This is a genomic window from Candidatus Zixiibacteriota bacterium (genome assembly GCA_022865345.1).
GTDB lineage: Bacteria > Zixibacteria > MSB-5A5 > MSB-5A5 > RBG-16-43-9 > RBG-16-43-9.
In genome coordinates, this window is sequence record JALHSU010000261.1 from 16,608 (window position 1) to 32,345 (window position 15,738).

Sequence of the window (15,738 nt, forward strand, 5' to 3'; positions counted from 1 at the left end):
CTTTACAGTTAGAGCAGGCACAAGAATAACCTTTACAAACCTTGGATACCACAATCATTCAGCCACCAGCGACCAGGGGGTTTTCGATTCCGGAACCTTAGCTCCAGGACAAAGCTTTTCTTTTACTTTTCAGGATAAAGGGGAATTTAGTTTCCACTGCAAGTTCCATCCAGAAATGCTTGCGGAAATAATAGTTCAATGAAATTGTCTACCCGGGTTGAGAACAGCTTGGGAATGCAAATTGTAGGGGCGTATTGCAATACGCCCCTACAATCAATTTTGATTATAATCCGTTGCTAAAATAATCGTATACTTTTGGATTTGAGTCATGAAGGGAGTCGATTGCTCTGTCATTCCTGCGGAAACTCCTCGCCATGACTGAGAAGATAGTTACTTGTATCGAATATGAACCAGAAACTTAAGAAAGTCATCTCTGCCAGCCGGAGGGTCGATCTTCTAACTTTCTATCCGGATTATTTGATGAAAAGACTGGAGGAGATCGGGAAAGAAAACATCCATACCCTGGTCATCTGGACCAAAAATCCCCGTAATATTTTAGAGAACAAAAGTCTGAGGAAAAATCTTAAGTCGATTGACCAAATCTATCTTTTATTGACCGTAACCGGCTTAGGCGGTACTCCTCTGGAGCCTGAAGCACCAGAACCAGACAGGGTGTTAAAAGCACTGCCTGATTTAATAGAGTTTCTTGGCTCGCCTTTAAGAATTGCCATAAGATACGATCCGCTGATCGAAGTCTTTTATGCTAAGAAAATTCACCTCACCAATATAGACTCAAAACTTTTTCAAGATATTTTGAGCTCAGTTCATTCCTCAGGTATCAAAAGAGTGATCACCTCTTATGTCACCCTTTATCCAAAGGTAAAAAAACGCCTGGAAAAGTACGATTTCCAGATAGCGGAACATCCGTTAAACGAACTCAGGGATTTCGTCCTGAAGAAAATGATCCCACCAGCTGAAAAGCTGGGCATGGAACTTTCCACCTGTGTTCTGCCAGAGATCACTAAAAAAGGGTGTATAGACGGTAATCTCTTCACGGAGCTTCATCCTCGAAAAAAGCCCTGCTCCAGAATTAAAGATAAAACCCAGAGGGAAAGTTGTCACTGCACAAAATCCGTAGATATTGGTATGTGGTTTCCCTGCTACCATAATTGTTTTTATTGCTATGGTAACCCTACTTTTCAAAGTCAAGATTCAGAGAAAAAAGATTCCTAAAACTGTTTTTGTAATTTCCGGTTAGTCCTCTGACCAACGGTCATCTCCTCTGTTGGTGAGGACACCAACAGAGAGCATTTGCCTGCTGGTGGCTGGTCTCCTGACCAGCCACAAATTCTTTTTACTGTTAAAGATAATCCTTTTAAAGTCGATAATAAAATAGAAGATTTTTCTTGTATTATTAAGGATAGTCCCCAAAGCAAAAGTTTTTTAAAGAGGTGAGCTGTGAGCCAAGAAGAGAATAATTCTTTGGAAAATTCTCAGGAGATTAGGGACAACTCCGAATCGGCATCCTCAGGAAATGAGGAGACCAAAGTTGCCATCAAGGAAGAAATAGAAGAGACTCCTGCACCCCCTCAGGCTGCATCTGAACCTGCATCTTCCGGAGAAGAGAAGGTAGAGGATAAAACCGACAAGGTAAAAATCTCAGACATCGAGATACAATCGCCAATTGATGCCATGATTGAAAAAACCCATCTCGATTCTCAATGCCCTGAAAATATGACAGGACAAAAATTGACGGAGAAAAAACCTAAAAGAACCAGAAATTCCAGAAAAAGATCAAAGGCTGAATCTGCATCCACTGGATCAGATCCTGAAACCGGATACAGAATTCCAAGTGAACTAAACAAGCTTGAAGCTGAACCAACCAGGCCGGATACCCTGTCCAGGACTAGACCCTTGGAGGAGCAGAAGATCTCGTGCAAAGGGGTGGCTCATTTTAAGGACAACGTCATAAAGATCGCCGGCGGGTTCAGGCTGCATGCCGGGGATGAGATGAAAATCGGAGATCGGGAGTTCGAGCTAAAGCACCTCGAGCCCAGCAAAAAGCCCTTATACTGGGGGATCCTGGCTTTAGGGATAATCGTATTATTCTTCATTTTTCAGTCCAGCTTTACCGGGCCCAAGGATTCAGGCAAAATGGTAGGAGTGGTAGTGGAAAAAGGAACAGGCGTATTTCTCCCCAATGCCATGATAGAACTTAAAGAATTAGGTAAGAAGGTCCAGTCAAATGACCTGGGATTTTTCATAATTGATCTTTTGCCAGCAGGCACCTACCAGATGCAGGCACAACTCAAAGGTTATACCCCGGTGAGCGAGAATGCGGCGATAGTGAAGAAGCAGATCACCACTACTGTAGTGGAGCTTTCACCTCAAACCGCCTTATCTTCTCCAGCCAAGGCTGAGCCTGAAAGATCCGAACCCAGGACCAGGCCGGTTGCTCCGAGCCAGCCCAGATCTACACTCGGCTCAGTTAAGATAGAAACCAACGTACCGGGTGTGATTGTTTATTTAGATGGCAGATATTTAGGTGTAGGGAATAATTTGTATGCAGATATCGCACCCGGCACTCATTCTATCAGGTTATCCAAAGACAGTTATCAGGACTGGACCGGTAGCGTGGCAGTCAGCGAAAGATCGACCTCCAGGATAAAGGTAAATCTTAACTCCATAGAGAGCACCTCCGGCTCCTCAAGCTCTACCAGGGGACAGACAGATTTCATGAGTTCAGCTCAGAAAGAATATGACATTGGTAACTATGCTGGAGCAGTGGAGAACTACACTAAGGGACTGCTTTTGGATCCGGGTAACCCTGAAGCCTACCTGGGCCGGGGAAGCTCTTATGCGAAGATCGGTGAAAAAAGTAAAGCTATAGCAGATCTCTCCCAGGGAGCCAAGCTTTTTGAAAATAAAGGAAACTATAATAAAGCGGTTCTCTGTTACTCTCAGGTTCTGAATCTGACTCCGGGAGATTTAAATTACCTCTACTCCCGTGGCCAGGATTATGTCCATACAGGAGAATATGATAAAGCCACTGCAGACTTGAAGAAAGTTACTGAACAGAATCCGAAATATCTTAACGGCTTCATGGAATTAGGGAATGCCCAGTATAATGCTCAGGATTTTAAAGGAGCAGCAGAAAGTTACACCAAGGCAAGAAAGCTAAGCCCTAATTCCAGGCAGATTTATGTGAATTTAGCCATGACCTACACGGCACTGGAAAACAAGTCTGAAGCTAAGAAAAATTACGGGAAATTCAAAGAGCTAACCACCCTGGCAGACCGGGAAACAATGAAGGATGACCCGGAATGGATCAAGGTTTTGAAATTCTTAGGCGAGAGTACGGAAAAAGAATTCTAAGAAGTCATATGATTAAAAAAAGACCCTCGTCCTACGGACGGGGGTTTTTTGTTTTGCTTTTTTGTAGCGGAAACCTTCAGGTTTCCATCTTTTTTGAATAGAGAAAAGATGGAAGGCTGAAGCCTTCCGCTACCTACTTTTCCCCTGAGCTGTCGAATACAAAAACCTGAAATTACTCTGGTTTTCTTCCTTTGATTACATAAAAGAAACTTGGTCCGCAAGCAGTATATTTACTTTCCTCAATTTGCTGTTGAAGAATGGGTTTGAGTCTTTCGGATATTTCCCGGAAACGCTCATACTCTTCCGGGTTACCGCCTCCTGCTAAGAATTCTTCTCCTGTCCTTTCCATCCAGAATTCGTGCTCATCTAACTGAGTTTTCTTAATCATTTTTAAAAGCTGCTGTTGCTTCGGATCTTCATAGGGCGGGATCAGGAAATGGACTTTATCGTTCATCCGAGTGTCAATCCCGATAAGTCCCAGCTTTTTCATCATTGCAGGAACCTTAGAACCTATGCTATTGTCACCCCGGCCCAGCTTAATGTGGCCCTTGTGGCAGATCAAATGGACTTTCTTGATTAATAGCTCCTCCTCGATGTCAAGTTCCGGCATTGACCAATAGGGTTTTATCAGCATTACCGACAGGTTATCCGGCTCGTTGCACATGATCAGTCCTCCGGGTTCAGCTACCCGTATCATTTCAGCCAGAGCAAGCTCAGGTTTTTCCAGGTGCATTAGAAGAGTCTGGCACATAACCCAGTCCGCGAAGTTGTCTGAAAACGGTAATTTATAGGCATCGCCTACCATAAATTTTGCCTCCCCACCAACTGCCCATTCCTTAGCCGCATCTGCCGCTTCCCTGACCAATTCCTCAGAGACATCTACACCTAAATAACGTCCGCCTTTACCGAAATAGGTCCAGTAGGTGTAACCTAAATTACCCAGACCACATCCGACATCCACTGCGGTCATTCCGGGTCTTAGTTCCAGCCAGAGCTGTAGGGGCACGGCACGCCGTGCCCCTACTAAAAATTTCTAATTTTCCATCACCTTTTGTTTGCAGTAAGCATATAGTGCATCGTAAACGATGAACTCTTTGGCTAAAACCTCATGATCATCTTTCAAACCTAAATGCCCGAAACCTTCAGATATGGCTTTCAATCCTACTGCCTCGGGCTGGAGATTGAGATCTTTAGAGACATCTGTGCTGTGAACAATTTTAGCCATGAGTTGGATGGCTGGGTCTTCGATCTTATATTTTGACACAATAGCTTCAAAACTGCATTTCCCCTCGTTATGGCCTAATTCCACTCCCGGAGCGTCAAATGGTATTGCTTTTTCACGCTCGGCTATCTTCATAACCTTATCAGCCGGTACAAAAATAAACTCCGCATGCGGGTCGATGAATTTTTTTATCAGCCAGGGGCATGCCACCCGGTCGACTTTTATTTTTTCGCGGGTGATCCATTTCATTTTTTTATCTCCCTGATTAGACGCGGTGAACTATGTATCTTTTGTCATTCTGAGGGAGTTCCCTACGGGGACGACCGAAGAATCTCTCGAATCTGATTTTGAAGTTGATTCTCCTCCACGCCAGAGACGGGCTCAGAATGATAATTCTCGTTCTGTGCTGGGAGGGGGATTGTATATCTCTTCCCTATATCGGGAGGGAGTACAACTCCCGCCTTAGCAAGAGTAATCAATCTACTTCGAAGATGTCAAGGTTTTTTTATGAAAATTTGCCCTTCTCTCCATAAGCAGATTACATTTGACGCACGATCCTGGAGGGTGCAGTCGAGGACAGAGAGGTAGAGTTACCACAGCCTGAGGGCGACTGACTACTCCCTTAACTTTCCTTGATCATTTCATCAAACTTAACGATTTTTCTTGACTGAACCTTGTCATTATGCTTTAATTGTCCAGATAAACTGCAGAATAAATTTTACTTTTTGATAGGATTTCAGAACTGTTTAGAAAATTTACTCGAAGGAGGGAAAACAAATGCTGCCTTTTAAAAAAATTCTCTGTCCTACTGATTTCAGCCAGCCTTCTTATGAGTCTCTGAAAATGGCAGGGGAACTGGCATTACACTTCTCATCTGAGCTTTATCTTGTTCATGTGCTTGCTCCGATTCCGGTAATAACTGCTGCGACTACTCCGATGAGCGCAGGAGCTCCGACCACCAGTTTTGACGTTGTTTTATATGAGAAAGAGCTGAAAGGCTCGGCAGAGAAAAAGCTTGAAGAGATAACTGATCAGAGACTATCAAAAGAACTCAAAGTCCAGTCATTTCTGGCATACGGAAAAGCCGCAGATGAGATCGTGCGGATTGCCGAGAAAGAGAAAATCGATCTCATAGTCATATCAACCCACGGCGAGACTGGCTTCAGGCATCTCATTTTCGGCTCGGTGGCTGAGAGAGTGGTAAGGCATGCTCCCTGTCCGGTGCTCACTATCCGGGCAGCTCAAAAATGAAGGAGAACTGGGTTCTGACTGTCATTGCGAGGAGGTCATTTGACCGACGAAGCAATCCGTCAGGTCACACGACACTCGACAGGGCTGGCACCCTCAAACTCGTTTGAGGGTGATACCGGAGTATTTTTCAATGAGTAGACCCATCTTGCCCTCAAGATGGGTTTCCATTCCCGCCTTGCGGGCAAGGCGGGAATACCAGATTTGCTTTTTTTCTTCTGAATGAGGACTTTTTAAAATGAGCCCCTGGTTTATTCTAATTTTAGCACCGGTTTTCATACTCTTGTGGATATTGTTTTTCTCGCACATCTTTGTCCATCTGACGCTGAATGACAAAACAAGAAAGTTTTCCCTTAACTGGTTAGGTTGTGGTTTCTATCTGGACTGGTCTGCTCAGAAGATTGGCTTTTACCTATTTAACCAGAAGGTCTTGACAAGCTCCGTTAGAAAGAACCCGGTCAAGGTAAAAAAAGCTGGAAAAACAGGAAAAGTAAATTATATTATCCTCTGGCAGAAAAAAGATACTGTCATTAAGACTTTGAAAATAACCCTGCGATCTTTTGTCGATATGCTCAGAAAAACTAAACTTGAGAGATTCTCGTTGAGCTTGAGAGTAGCCACTCCTGATCCAGCCTTGACCGGGATACTATATGGAGGGCTTTCAAGCCTGAGTTATTCGCTCGACTCTTATCTACCAGCCGGGTCAGTTTACTTTTATCCTGATTTTCAAGCTGAGACTCCAAGAACGGATCTGGAGATATCTTTAAAGACCAGGTTTTTCTATATGCTCTGGGTTGGGGTAAAAACTTTTTTGCTTTTGCCAAAAATATCCCTGGTAAAAACTATGAGAAAACTTTTCATTAAAGGGAGGTGAAAAATATGGAGAATCCAGCACAGGAGCTTATAAAATCGATCCTGGATGAGCTGAAAGCGATTGCCAAAACCGAGACCATCGTGGGAGAGCCGATCACCATCGGGGATAAAACCATCGTTCCGGTCTGCAAGATAACCTTAGGGTTTGGAGCAGGCGGTGGGACTGGAGGAGCAAAGGATAAAGGAGAGGGAACTGGAAGCGGAGGCGGGGGCGGCGTAGCCATTTTCCCTGCTGCCTTTATCGTGATCAAGGGTGACGAAGTATCGGTATTAGGGGTAAAACCCGGTAAATGGGAATATATTCTGGAGGCTATTCCCGGAATCATCGAGAAATTCAGGGAAGGGAAAAAAGGTAAAAAGGAAAAAGAGGAGAAAACTGAGTAAGTTCTGAACTGATGCCCAAAACAGTTTTTGGAGTATAAACCTTTAGGTTTATCTGTTAAGCCCTGTTATTTTTTCTATGCATTCAGGTAAAGCTGAAGTCACCAGGATCTTGAGACTTTACACTCCGACCAAACATTAAAAAAGAGATGAAATGATGAAAGTTATTACCTATCGGGAATTAGAACCCAAGGACCGGTTCATGCTTTTGATGGACCAGGCTTTCTGGTGGCCCCTCTCCCCTGCTCAATTAGAGAGATTGATCAATCTGGATATCAGGCTAAAAAATAGTCCAGTGGGATTCTGTGCCGTAGAAAATGGAACACTTGCTGGTTATGTTGGAGTTATGGACATTCCCACAAAGACAGTTTCTGGAAATGTAGAGACCGTCGGCGGGATCTGGTGCGTTGCAACCAATCCCCGTTTTGCCAAAAGAGGGATATGCAAAACCTTAATGGATAAAGCTCACCAGTACTTCCAGCAGAAGAAATACCCCTTCTCTTTTCTGTGCACCAGCCGAACCATAATCGCCTATGCCATTTATGTGAGAATGGGATACGTTGAGGTGGAGAAAGTAAATAGCTATGCGGAAGCATACAAAGTTTTAGGTGAAGCGAAACCTGAAAAAAAATCTGAGACAGAGTTAGACCAGAATAAAATCTTCAATCTCTATCAGGAATTCGTCAAAGATAAAACTGGACTTGCAGTCAGGCAGAAGAATTTTCTTGAAGTCTTGTCTGAGCGAAAGAAATTCGACGATAAAAAGTCAGTTCTTATGCAAAAGGGATATGCCCTGGTCTCAGGACCAAGAGAGGTTTCCAGAATAATGGAGCTAATAAGCTCGGATGAGCAAACCTATCACCAGCTACTTGACCAGGTTGAATCTTTTTCCCCCAACGGTGTAATCGACCGGATGATCACAGATGAGGAACTCCATCAGGTATATAAAGACAGAGGATACTGTATCGAAGAAGCCGATCATGGAGTGGTGATGGTCAAAAAATTAGCCCGGTCTGAATTTGAAGAGAAATACGGAAGTGCCTTTCATATAGGGATGATGGATATGTTTTAGTCATTGCGAGGTATGGACCTAAGTGGTGCATACCGAGAATGTCATTTGACCGACGAAGCAATCCACTGAAAGTGAGTAGGTTCTGTTCAAACTGACTTTAGTCAGGTTTGTTTTTCCCTCTCCTTTTTAAGGAGAGGGTCAGGGTGAGGTCTCCTCATCAAGCTATCTGCAGATTTTTCATCCTTTCGCAGGAGGTATTTGTGTCAACTTTTAAAAACTTCAAACTTGCCATCATATTTTTCCTCCTTCTCTTTTTGCCTCTCCCCTGTTTTGCCTTACCTGGCTCACCAGTAAAGGTTCATTTCTTGGACAATGGGATGCAGGTAATCACCAAGGAGGAGAAATGAAAAAGATAGTTTTACTGCTCGCCTGTCTAATGCTTTTGTTTTCTCAGGCTGAGGCGAAAAAGGGGATCAACCTCTCGCTTGGCCTGGGACACACATGGGCTATTGGAGAGATGGATAAAGCTACTCGTGGCAAAAACAATTTTAATCTGAGTGGTGATTACGAATTCGCTTCAGCGGGTGCTAATCAATATTTTGCCTTTTTGGTCGGATTAAAATTTAGCTTGCCACGTTTTGATGGCGAAGGAATTTATTACGCCGTTGATCCAGGTGGCCCTAAGACAATCACCAGCGATTGGCGTTGGGTCGCACTGACTCCATACTTCAAAATATTGATTGACAAAAATGATAAGCCGTTAGTCCCGTATTTCAAATTCGGGGTTGGGCTATATCATCTGTCGATCAAGTATAATCCAACTACATACCTTGGAGATATTTCCAAGAATTATCTTGGTTATGTAGTAGGTTTTGGCGTGGAATACAATATCGGTCGCCTGGCTTTTACCGGCGAGCTTGAAGGAAATTTCGTGCCGCATACTAATCTTGAGTTGTTAACTCATAAAGTGCGGAATTGCAATTTCATCAACCCCATGGCTGGAATGACTTTCAGGTTTTAAGTAATTTTTAGGCAAAGGTGGCGAGTCGCAGCTTGTTACTGTTGTCATTCTGGGCACGCAGGGCGAAGAATCCCTACAGATTCTTCGGTCGTCTCGCCTCCGGCGGACTCCCTCAGAATGACTCGAGGAAATAGAACCTGCTGATAACGTCGGTAATGAATAAAGATTCCAAAGGAGGTTTTCGTGCCAACTCTCAAAAATTATAAACCGTTAATCCTGTTTCTCCTCCTCCTCTTTTTACCTCTCCCCTGTTTTGCCCTACCCGGCTCACCAGCAAGGGTTCATTTCTTGGATAACGGGATGCAGGTAATCACCAAGGAGGAGCATTCCAAAAATTTGATTGCTCTTAATATCTATGTAAAAGGGGGAAGCAGGACTGAGACACCGGAATTGAGCGGGTTGAGCCATTATTATGAGCATCTCATTTTTAGAGGAGGGACTGATAAGCAGAAGGAGCTGGAGACCAGGAAGGTTTTCCAGAGCCTGGGACAGTTTTTCGGATTCACCAGTGAGGATGTGACCTGTTATTATATGGTCGCTCCAAAGGAGAACCTGGATGAGGCTTTGTGGAGATATGCAGATGCAGTGATGAATCTCAAGGTTACCCAGGAGAGGATTGAATCTGAAAGACAGGTGGTCTTAGAAGAGTTCAATATGGATGAAGACCAGCCGGGTTATGCAGTCTGGCTACTTCTGGAGAAGAATGCTTATCGGACTCACCCGTATGGACAGACGGTTTTGGGCTCAAGAGAAGTTATCAAAAATGCCGATTTGGACCGGTTCAAAACCTTTTATCAGGAAAGGTATGTGCCCAACCAGATGGTGATGGCAATAGTGGGAGATTTCAACACGGATGAGATGATGACGAAAATCAACTCCCTTTTTGGAAAATATCCCAGGGGAAAAGAATCGTTCGAATTAGAAAGACCTGAACCAGAACAAACAAAATTCTGGCAGGCTTTTAAAAGGATGAAATCCAGCTCCAGCTATCTTAACATCGGTTTCCACATCCCGGAGGCAACGCATCCGGATATCCCGGTTTTAGACGTGCTGAACGTGATCTTAGGCCAGGGCGAAAGCTCCCGGCTTTACCAGGCATTGAAAAAAGAAGATAATCTGGCATATTCTGTAGGCTCTTCAGTTGACCAGAGGAAAGATCCCGGTCTTTTTGAAATCTATACTCAGTTAGACCCGAAAAATGAAACAAAGGTTGTGAATATTGTCTTTAAGGAGTTGAGCAAATTGTGGCAGAAAGAGGTTTTGCCAGAGGAAATAGATAAAGCTAAGTCCAAGATCGAGAATTCATATTATTTCGATAACCAGACCTATCTAAGCCAGGCACAGCGTTTATCTTATTATGCGGCAAATAGCGACCTGTTGCTTGAGTCTTCATATTTAGACCGGATCCGAAGCACCACACCTTCTGATATAAAAAGGGTAGCTTTGAAGTATCTGAAACCCTCGAATGCAACTTTAGCTGTAGTCGAACCAGAGGATGCTCCAGAAAACTCTTTTATTGACATAGCGGAAAAATATGATTCTCTTTTACCTGCTCAGGCAAAAGAGGAGATAAAAGCCAAACCTGAGAAGATCGTCCTTCCAAACGGCTTGACACTGCTTCTAAAAGAAGACCATTCCTCAAAAACCATTGCCCTGGAAGGTTATATCAAAGGAGGATTATGGTTGGAAGATGCGAAAAATGCCGGCATCTGCAATTTTGTAACCGAGATGCTTCTCAAGGGAACAAAAGAATATTCCTTAGACCAGATTGCCCAAAAGATCGACAGTCTGGGAATCGAGCTTTATGCCCAGAGCACTCCTGACTATGCCCGGGTTTCCCTTTTGGCTACTCCGGAGACATTTAAACCTGGACTGGACCTTTTCTCTCAAGCCCTGTTTTATCCTGTTTTTCCGGAAAAAGAAATGGAGAACACCAGAACCGACATCATCGCTCAAATCCAGAAAGTCAAAGACTCAAGTTATGATCTGACCAACCAGGAGTTTGCCAGAGATATCTACATCAAATCACCTTACAAAAGGCCAGTGTTAGGGTATGAGGAAACCGTGAGCAAGCTCTCCCCTGAAGAACTCAGGAGTTTTCATAAACGGGTTTTCGTCCCTTCTAATATTATTTTATCTGTAGTCGGAGATTTCAATTCAGAAGAGATAAAAAATCTTCTTAAATCCGAATTCGAAAAAGTCCCGGCCGCTCCTGCTCAGAAGTTTTCGTTGATAGATGAGCCAGCCCAGGAAAAGGGAAAATCGCGGATAATTACCCAGGAAAAGCTTCAGACCACTTTCAACCTGGGAAGAATGGGGGTTAAAATAACCAGCCCTGACTATTTATCTTTGAAATTAGTGGAAAGGATTTTAAGCTCCCGGCTGTTTTTCAAATACGTTTATGAGGAGGGCATGGCTTACCGGATGTGGACTTATATGCAGCCCCACCTGGGCTCAGCCCCTTTCACTTTTGAGATGGGTGTATCCCCGGAGAATTTCACCAAAGCCAGAACCGGAATTTTGAGTGAAGTCCAGACCTTGCTGAAGTCTCCATTGTCTGAAAGTGAGGTGCAAACTGCAAAAGCCAACCTGATCTCCGGATTCTATCTTTCCCAGCAGACCAATACTGACCAGGCAAGGACCATGGCTTTCTACGAGATGGCAGGTTTAGGGTATCTGTATGCTGAGAGCTATCCGGACCTGGTAAATCGGGTGAAAACCTCAGAGATAGCCTCTGCGGCGAAAAAATACTTGGAACCAGATAAATTCACTCTGGTGGCAGTTGGTAAAACCGAAGAGAAAAAATAAACTCTTAAATCAAGGAGGAGCAGATGAAAACCAATGAAAGCGGTGCTGACCGGCTGATCCGCATAATAGTCGGCATCCTTCTTTTCATATTAGGCTGGCTGGTCTTAAAAAACCGCGTTCTGGGGATAATCTTTGATATCCTCGGTATAATCCTTTTTATCACCGGCATAACCGGCTTTTGCGGGTTGTATAAGCTCTTTTGCATCAATACCAAAAAGGAGGAGACGCCGCAAAAACCTGCTTGAGATTATGCTCTGTGCTCTTGGCGGATGTTATCATCCACCAAGGAGGTCAGAGAGGATGATAACATCCTCGCTGATTGAGCAGACAAATGTCATTCTGAGCCCGCAGGGCGAAGAATCTGTAGATTCTTCGGTCGTCCATTTGGACTCCCTCAGAATGACAACAGTCGGGTGACACCCTCAAACTTGTTTGAGGGTGATGCAGATGTGTCGTTCTGAGCCCGAAGAGGCGAAGAATCTATAGTCAACCTGTACACCCAGGTTGCCCTCAACCTGGGTTCATATTCCCACCTTGCGGGCAAGGTGGGAATACCACTGACGTTCGAACTGACTTCAGTCAGGTAATGCTTACGCAGTGAAAATCTTTTGAGCCTTTGAGCAATTAAACCAACGAGGGTTCCACCGTTATACCTTTCAAATAGACAAAGCCTGATGAATTCTTCTTCTGCCAGAAGCAGTAATTTTCTCCCCTCTTTTTTGTTTGCCGTTTTATGCCTGATCTGGGGCTCAACCTGGTTGGGCATAAAGATAGGATTGGAGGACTCTCCTCCATTTTTGTCTGCTGGCTTCAGGTTTCTCATTGCTACGCTCTTCCTCTTTTTCTGGGCGAAGAAAAAAGGGATAAAATTTTCTGATTATAAAAGCCAGGCATTCAAAATCCTCATCCCTGGCTTTTTTATGTATTATCTTTCCTATTCCCTGGTTTACTGGGGTGAGCAGTATATAAATTCGGGGTTGACCGCAGTTCTATTTGCCACCCTTCCCTTTTTTGTGTCTATCTTTGCCACCCTGTTTTTAAAAGAAGAAAAGCTCACCTGGTTCAGATTGTTCGGGCTTGTAGTAGGATTCTCCGGCATTCTTTTAATCTTCCGGGATAGCCTAAGCCTTGAAGGAGAAAACCTGCTTCACGGAATGATTGGGATTATATTGAGTGCTGGTTTTTCAGCCTACGCTTCGGTCAGGGTTAAAAGAGACCTGCATTCAGTCGAGCCGGTAGTCATCTCAGTCTTTCAGATGGGATTGGGAACCATGCTCCTGTTAGGTTCAGGATTTCTATTTGAGAAAATCACCGATTTCAAGCTAACTTATAAATCCATCGGCGCATTGTTTTATCTATCCTTTTTTGGCTCAGCTTTCGCTTTTATGTCTTATTACTGGCTTCTGAAGAGAATAGAGGTTACCAAACTGTCCCTGATAGCTTTCATCACCCCGATCGTGGCTTTGATCTTAGGCTGGCTGGTCCTGGGAGAGAGTATCAGCGGATACTTGATTTCCGGAACGGTTTTAGTTATAATAGGTATTTGGCTGGTCTCAAGATATGGCATAGCCGGACGGAAAAAGTAAAAGGTATCATGCTTGCGAGGGTGGCACCCTCAAACTTGTTTGAGGGTGATGCAGGAGATTTATACAAATGCCTTTGATTTATATTCCCGCCCTGTGGCAAAGGTGGGAATACCGATTGACAACCAAGAAAACGGAAAGGTAAAATATGAGAATGGCAAAAAGCATTCTGGAACTGATCGGGCAAACTCCGATAGTCAGATTAAACCGGGTTACCAGTGAAGTCAAGCCAGAGATCTGGGCTAAATTAGAGATGTTTAACCCTACCGGAAGCGTTAAGGACCGGATTGCCCTTTATATGATTGAACAGGCAGAAAAAAAGGGGATCTTAAAAAAAGGCGGAGTTATTGTAGAGCCTACTACTGGAAATACTGGCATAGCTCTGGCGGCTGTAGCAGCCATTAAGGGGTACAGGATGATAGCGGTTATGTCCGAGGCGATGAGCCTGGAAAGAAGAAGGATCATCAAAGCTTTTGGAGGAGAGGTGGTCTTAACCCCGGCTATAGAGGATGCTGCCGGAGCTATTAGTAAAGCCCGGGAAATAGTAAGAACTACTCCTAACTCCTTTATGCCGGATCAGTTCACCAATTTCGACAATATCCAGGCACATAAAGAGACTACTGCCCGGGAGATCCTCGAACAGACTGAAGGTAAATTAGATGTTGTGGTAATTGCGGCTGGAACCGGCGGGACTTTTTCTGGGGTAGCCGAGGTTTTGAAGAAAGAGATACCAGAGATCAAATGCGTAGTAGTGGAGCCGGCTGGCTCTGCAGTCCTTTCCGGATGTGACCCGGGACTGCACAAGATCCAGGGAATCGGAGAAGGGTTTATTCCAGAATGTCTCAAGACCCATCTGTGCGATGAGGTCATTCCGGTTGGAGATGATGAGGCAATCAACATGGCAAGAAGATTGGCTAAAGAGGAGGGAATCTTGGCCGGGATATCATCCGGTGCCAATGTGTTTGCCGCTCTACAAGTAGCCACCAAAATGGAAAAGGGGAAAATCCTGACTTTCATCCCGGACAGTGGCCAGCGTTATTTGACTAATGAGTTATTCGCCAATATATAGGTCAAACTTTGTTCTAACTGACTTTAGTCAGGTCTCTCCTTCTCCTTTTTAAGGAGAGGGATTAAGGGTGAGGTTATTGTCCTGACTGACTAAGCTCCTGGTGGATGTTATCATCCATCAGAAAAGAGTCAGCGAGGATGATAACATCCTCGCTGAGCAAGGTTCCCCTCTCCTTACAGGAGAGGGTTAGGATGAGGTCACCGTTCTAATTTCGGCAAACCCATCTTGCCCTAAAGATGGATTTATAAGACCCCGCCTTGAGGGCAAGGCGGGGCTACGTGGGTTATTCTGATTTAGACGGTAAACCCACAGCCTGCCCGTAGGGCTACCCTCAACCTGGGTAGCGGGCGGGATTACCTTCAACAGGAGAACTCAACTCTTCAGGAGACAAAATGACTAACTTAGAAAATATAATCGACCGCCAGATAAAAAGATGGGAATTAGAGAAAAAGAAGAGAGAGGAAGAGCAAAAAGCTCAGGTTAAAGAGATTTTCCCGGGACCTGTGATAACCGTATCCAGAGAAAGGGGGAGTCGAGGGAGTTATCTGGCAAGGATTTTGGCTGAGAAACTCAACTATCAGCTTGTTCACCGGGAGATAATAGATTATATGGTCAAGGATACCGGAGTAAGACGCAGGTTGATAGAATCCTTGGATGAAAAGGTTAAATCTGAAATAGAGCTGTGGGTGGAGGGACTTTTGAAAGGAAAATATTTAGGCAAAAGCGATTACCTTTATCATTTAATGAAATCGATTTTAGCTATAGCCCAGCATGGCGAAACTGTAATTATCGGTAGAGGCGCAAATTTCGTCCTGGGCTTGGAAAAAGGTTTTCATATCAGGATTGTCGCTCCAATTGAAAAAAGAATCGAAAACCTGATTGTCTACAAGCATTTCAATGCAGCCCAAGCCAAAAAGGAAATCGAGCGTGGAGATAAAGAGCGAAAAGAATTTATTCATACCTTTTTTGGGAAAAATATTGATGACCCTTCTTCTTATGACCTCATCTTAAACACAGCTAATTTCCAGATCGAAGAAGCTTTGGACTTGATATTAAAAGCTTTTGATTCAAAATTCAAAAAAACGTAGAGACGCATCGTCTGCATCTTTCTTTTGTCATTCTGAAGGAGTCCCCTACGGGGACAAC

Annotated in this window: 16 protein-coding genes; 13 read left to right on the forward strand and 3 right to left on the reverse strand. The window is 44.1% G+C overall.

The window, feature by feature from the left end; translation table 11 throughout:
* The first annotated feature begins 405 nt into the window (after positions 1-405).
* Entirely contained in the window at positions 406-1,233 is an 828-nt protein-coding gene (locus tag MUP17_12470; protein ID MCJ7459785.1) for a DUF1848 domain-containing protein, read from the forward strand.
* 225 nt (positions 1,234-1,458) lie between these two features.
* The gene (locus MUP17_12475) at positions 1,459-3,375 is read left to right on the forward strand and encodes a tetratricopeptide repeat protein (GenBank protein ID MCJ7459786.1); all 1,917 of its coding nucleotides are present in this window, start codon (positions 1,459-1,461) and stop codon (positions 3,373-3,375) included.
* Between the two features lie 172 nt (positions 3,376-3,547).
* Here the strand turns inward: MUP17_12475 and MUP17_12480 are convergent, their stop codons facing one another.
* Positions 3,548-4,381 carry a methyltransferase domain-containing protein gene (locus MUP17_12480; GenBank protein ID MCJ7459787.1) on the reverse strand — a complete coding sequence of 278 codons (834 nt, stop codon included), beginning with the start codon at positions 4,379-4,381 and terminating at the stop codon, positions 3,548-3,550.
* Positions 4,382-4,408: 27 nt separating this feature from the next.
* Entirely contained in the window at positions 4,409-4,846 is a 438-nt protein-coding gene (locus tag MUP17_12485; protein MCJ7459788.1) for a chromate resistance protein, read from the reverse strand.
* A 528-nt stretch (positions 4,847-5,374) separates the two neighbouring features.
* On the opposite strand from MUP17_12485, the gene MUP17_12490 reads away from it, so the two are divergent.
* From MUP17_12490 to MUP17_12525, 8 genes are all read left to right on the forward strand, one after another.
* Positions 5,375-5,848, forward strand: a complete 474-nt coding sequence (locus MUP17_12490) for a universal stress protein (GenBank protein ID MCJ7459789.1) — start codon at positions 5,375-5,377, stop codon at positions 5,846-5,848.
* 235 nt (positions 5,849-6,083) lie between these two features.
* Complete coding sequence (locus MUP17_12495; protein ID MCJ7459790.1) at positions 6,084-6,719, forward strand: DUF2953 domain-containing protein; 636 nt, start codon at positions 6,084-6,086, stop codon at positions 6,717-6,719.
* Positions 6,720-6,724: 5 nt separating this feature from the next.
* A complete protein-coding gene (locus MUP17_12500; protein MCJ7459791.1) occupies positions 6,725-7,102 on the forward strand; it encodes a sporulation protein in 378 nt (125 codons plus the stop codon).
* A gap of 151 nt (positions 7,103-7,253) precedes the next feature.
* Positions 7,254-8,171 (forward strand): GNAT family N-acetyltransferase, encoded by a 918-nt coding sequence (locus MUP17_12505; protein MCJ7459792.1) that lies wholly within the window; start codon positions 7,254-7,256, stop codon positions 8,169-8,171.
* Positions 8,172-8,371: 200 nt separating this feature from the next.
* On the forward strand, positions 8,372-8,518 hold the full coding sequence (locus tag MUP17_12510) for a hypothetical protein (protein ID MCJ7459793.1): 147 nt from the start codon (positions 8,372-8,374) through the stop codon (positions 8,516-8,518).
* A complete protein-coding gene (locus MUP17_12515) occupies positions 8,515-9,132 on the forward strand; it encodes an outer membrane beta-barrel protein (protein ID MCJ7459794.1) in 618 nt (205 codons plus the stop codon). Before MUP17_12510 ends, MUP17_12515 begins: the two co-directional genes overlap by 4 nt.
* 183 nt (positions 9,133-9,315) lie before the next feature.
* Positions 9,316-11,940, forward strand: coding sequence for an insulinase family protein (locus MUP17_12520; GenBank protein ID MCJ7459795.1), 2,625 nt, complete (start codon positions 9,316-9,318; stop codon positions 11,938-11,940).
* A gap of 23 nt (positions 11,941-11,963) precedes the next feature.
* A complete protein-coding gene (locus tag MUP17_12525) occupies positions 11,964-12,185 on the forward strand; it encodes a DUF2892 domain-containing protein (GenBank protein ID MCJ7459796.1) in 222 nt (73 codons plus the stop codon).
* Positions 12,186-12,334: 149 nt separating this feature from the next.
* Here the strand turns inward: MUP17_12525 and MUP17_12530 are convergent, their stop codons facing one another.
* The gene (locus tag MUP17_12530; protein ID MCJ7459797.1) at positions 12,335-12,763 is read right to left on the reverse strand and encodes a hypothetical protein; all 429 of its coding nucleotides are present in this window, start codon (positions 12,761-12,763) and stop codon (positions 12,335-12,337) included.
* Here MUP17_12530 and MUP17_12535 point away from each other — a divergent pair.
* The 3 genes from MUP17_12535 (at position 12,717) to MUP17_12545 (ending at position 15,680) form a co-directional block, all read left to right on the forward strand.
* Positions 12,717-13,526: a DMT family transporter gene (locus MUP17_12535; protein ID MCJ7459798.1), complete on the forward strand. Its 810-nt coding sequence runs from the start codon at positions 12,717-12,719 to the stop codon at positions 13,524-13,526. The genes MUP17_12530 and MUP17_12535 overlap by 47 nt on opposite strands.
* Before the next feature lie 145 nt (positions 13,527-13,671).
* Positions 13,672-14,592 (forward strand): cysteine synthase A, encoded by a 921-nt coding sequence (cysK, locus tag MUP17_12540; protein MCJ7459799.1) that lies wholly within the window; start codon positions 13,672-13,674, stop codon positions 14,590-14,592.
* Between the two features lie 392 nt (positions 14,593-14,984).
* Positions 14,985-15,680: a cytidylate kinase-like family protein gene (locus MUP17_12545; GenBank protein MCJ7459800.1), complete on the forward strand. Its 696-nt coding sequence runs from the start codon at positions 14,985-14,987 to the stop codon at positions 15,678-15,680.
* Positions 15,681-15,738 lie beyond the last annotated feature (58 nt).

What these genes read in the sequence shown, in the direction of transcription:
- MUP17_12545 (MCJ7459800.1), top strand. Translation starts at nt 14,985, where the DNA reads ATGACTAACTTAGAAAATATAATCGACCGCCAGATAAAAAGATGGGAA.
- MUP17_12500 (MCJ7459791.1), top strand. Translation starts at nt 6,725, where the DNA reads ATGGAGAATCCAGCACAGGAGCTTATAAAATCGATCCTGGATGAGCTG.
- MUP17_12470 (MCJ7459785.1), top strand. Translation starts at nt 406, where the DNA reads ATGAACCAGAAACTTAAGAAAGTCATCTCTGCCAGCCGGAGGGTCGAT.
- MUP17_12505 (MCJ7459792.1), top strand. Translation starts at nt 7,254, where the DNA reads ATGATGAAAGTTATTACCTATCGGGAATTAGAACCCAAGGACCGGTTC.
- MUP17_12485 (MCJ7459788.1), bottom strand. Translation starts at nt 4,846, where the DNA reads ATGAAATGGATCACCCGCGAAAAAATAAAAGTCGACCGGGTGGCATGC.
- MUP17_12525 (MCJ7459796.1), top strand. Translation starts at nt 11,964, where the DNA reads ATGAAAACCAATGAAAGCGGTGCTGACCGGCTGATCCGCATAATAGTC.
- cysK (MCJ7459799.1), top strand. Translation starts at nt 13,672, where the DNA reads ATGAGAATGGCAAAAAGCATTCTGGAACTGATCGGGCAAACTCCGATA.
- MUP17_12530 (MCJ7459797.1), bottom strand. Translation starts at nt 12,763, where the DNA reads ATGAGAAACCTGAAGCCAGCAGACAAAAATGGAGGAGAGTCCTCCAAT.
- MUP17_12515 (MCJ7459794.1), top strand. Translation starts at nt 8,515, where the DNA reads ATGAAAAAGATAGTTTTACTGCTCGCCTGTCTAATGCTTTTGTTTTCT.
- MUP17_12490 (MCJ7459789.1), top strand. Translation starts at nt 5,375, where the DNA reads ATGCTGCCTTTTAAAAAAATTCTCTGTCCTACTGATTTCAGCCAGCCT.
- MUP17_12495 (MCJ7459790.1), top strand. Translation starts at nt 6,084, where the DNA reads ATGAGCCCCTGGTTTATTCTAATTTTAGCACCGGTTTTCATACTCTTG.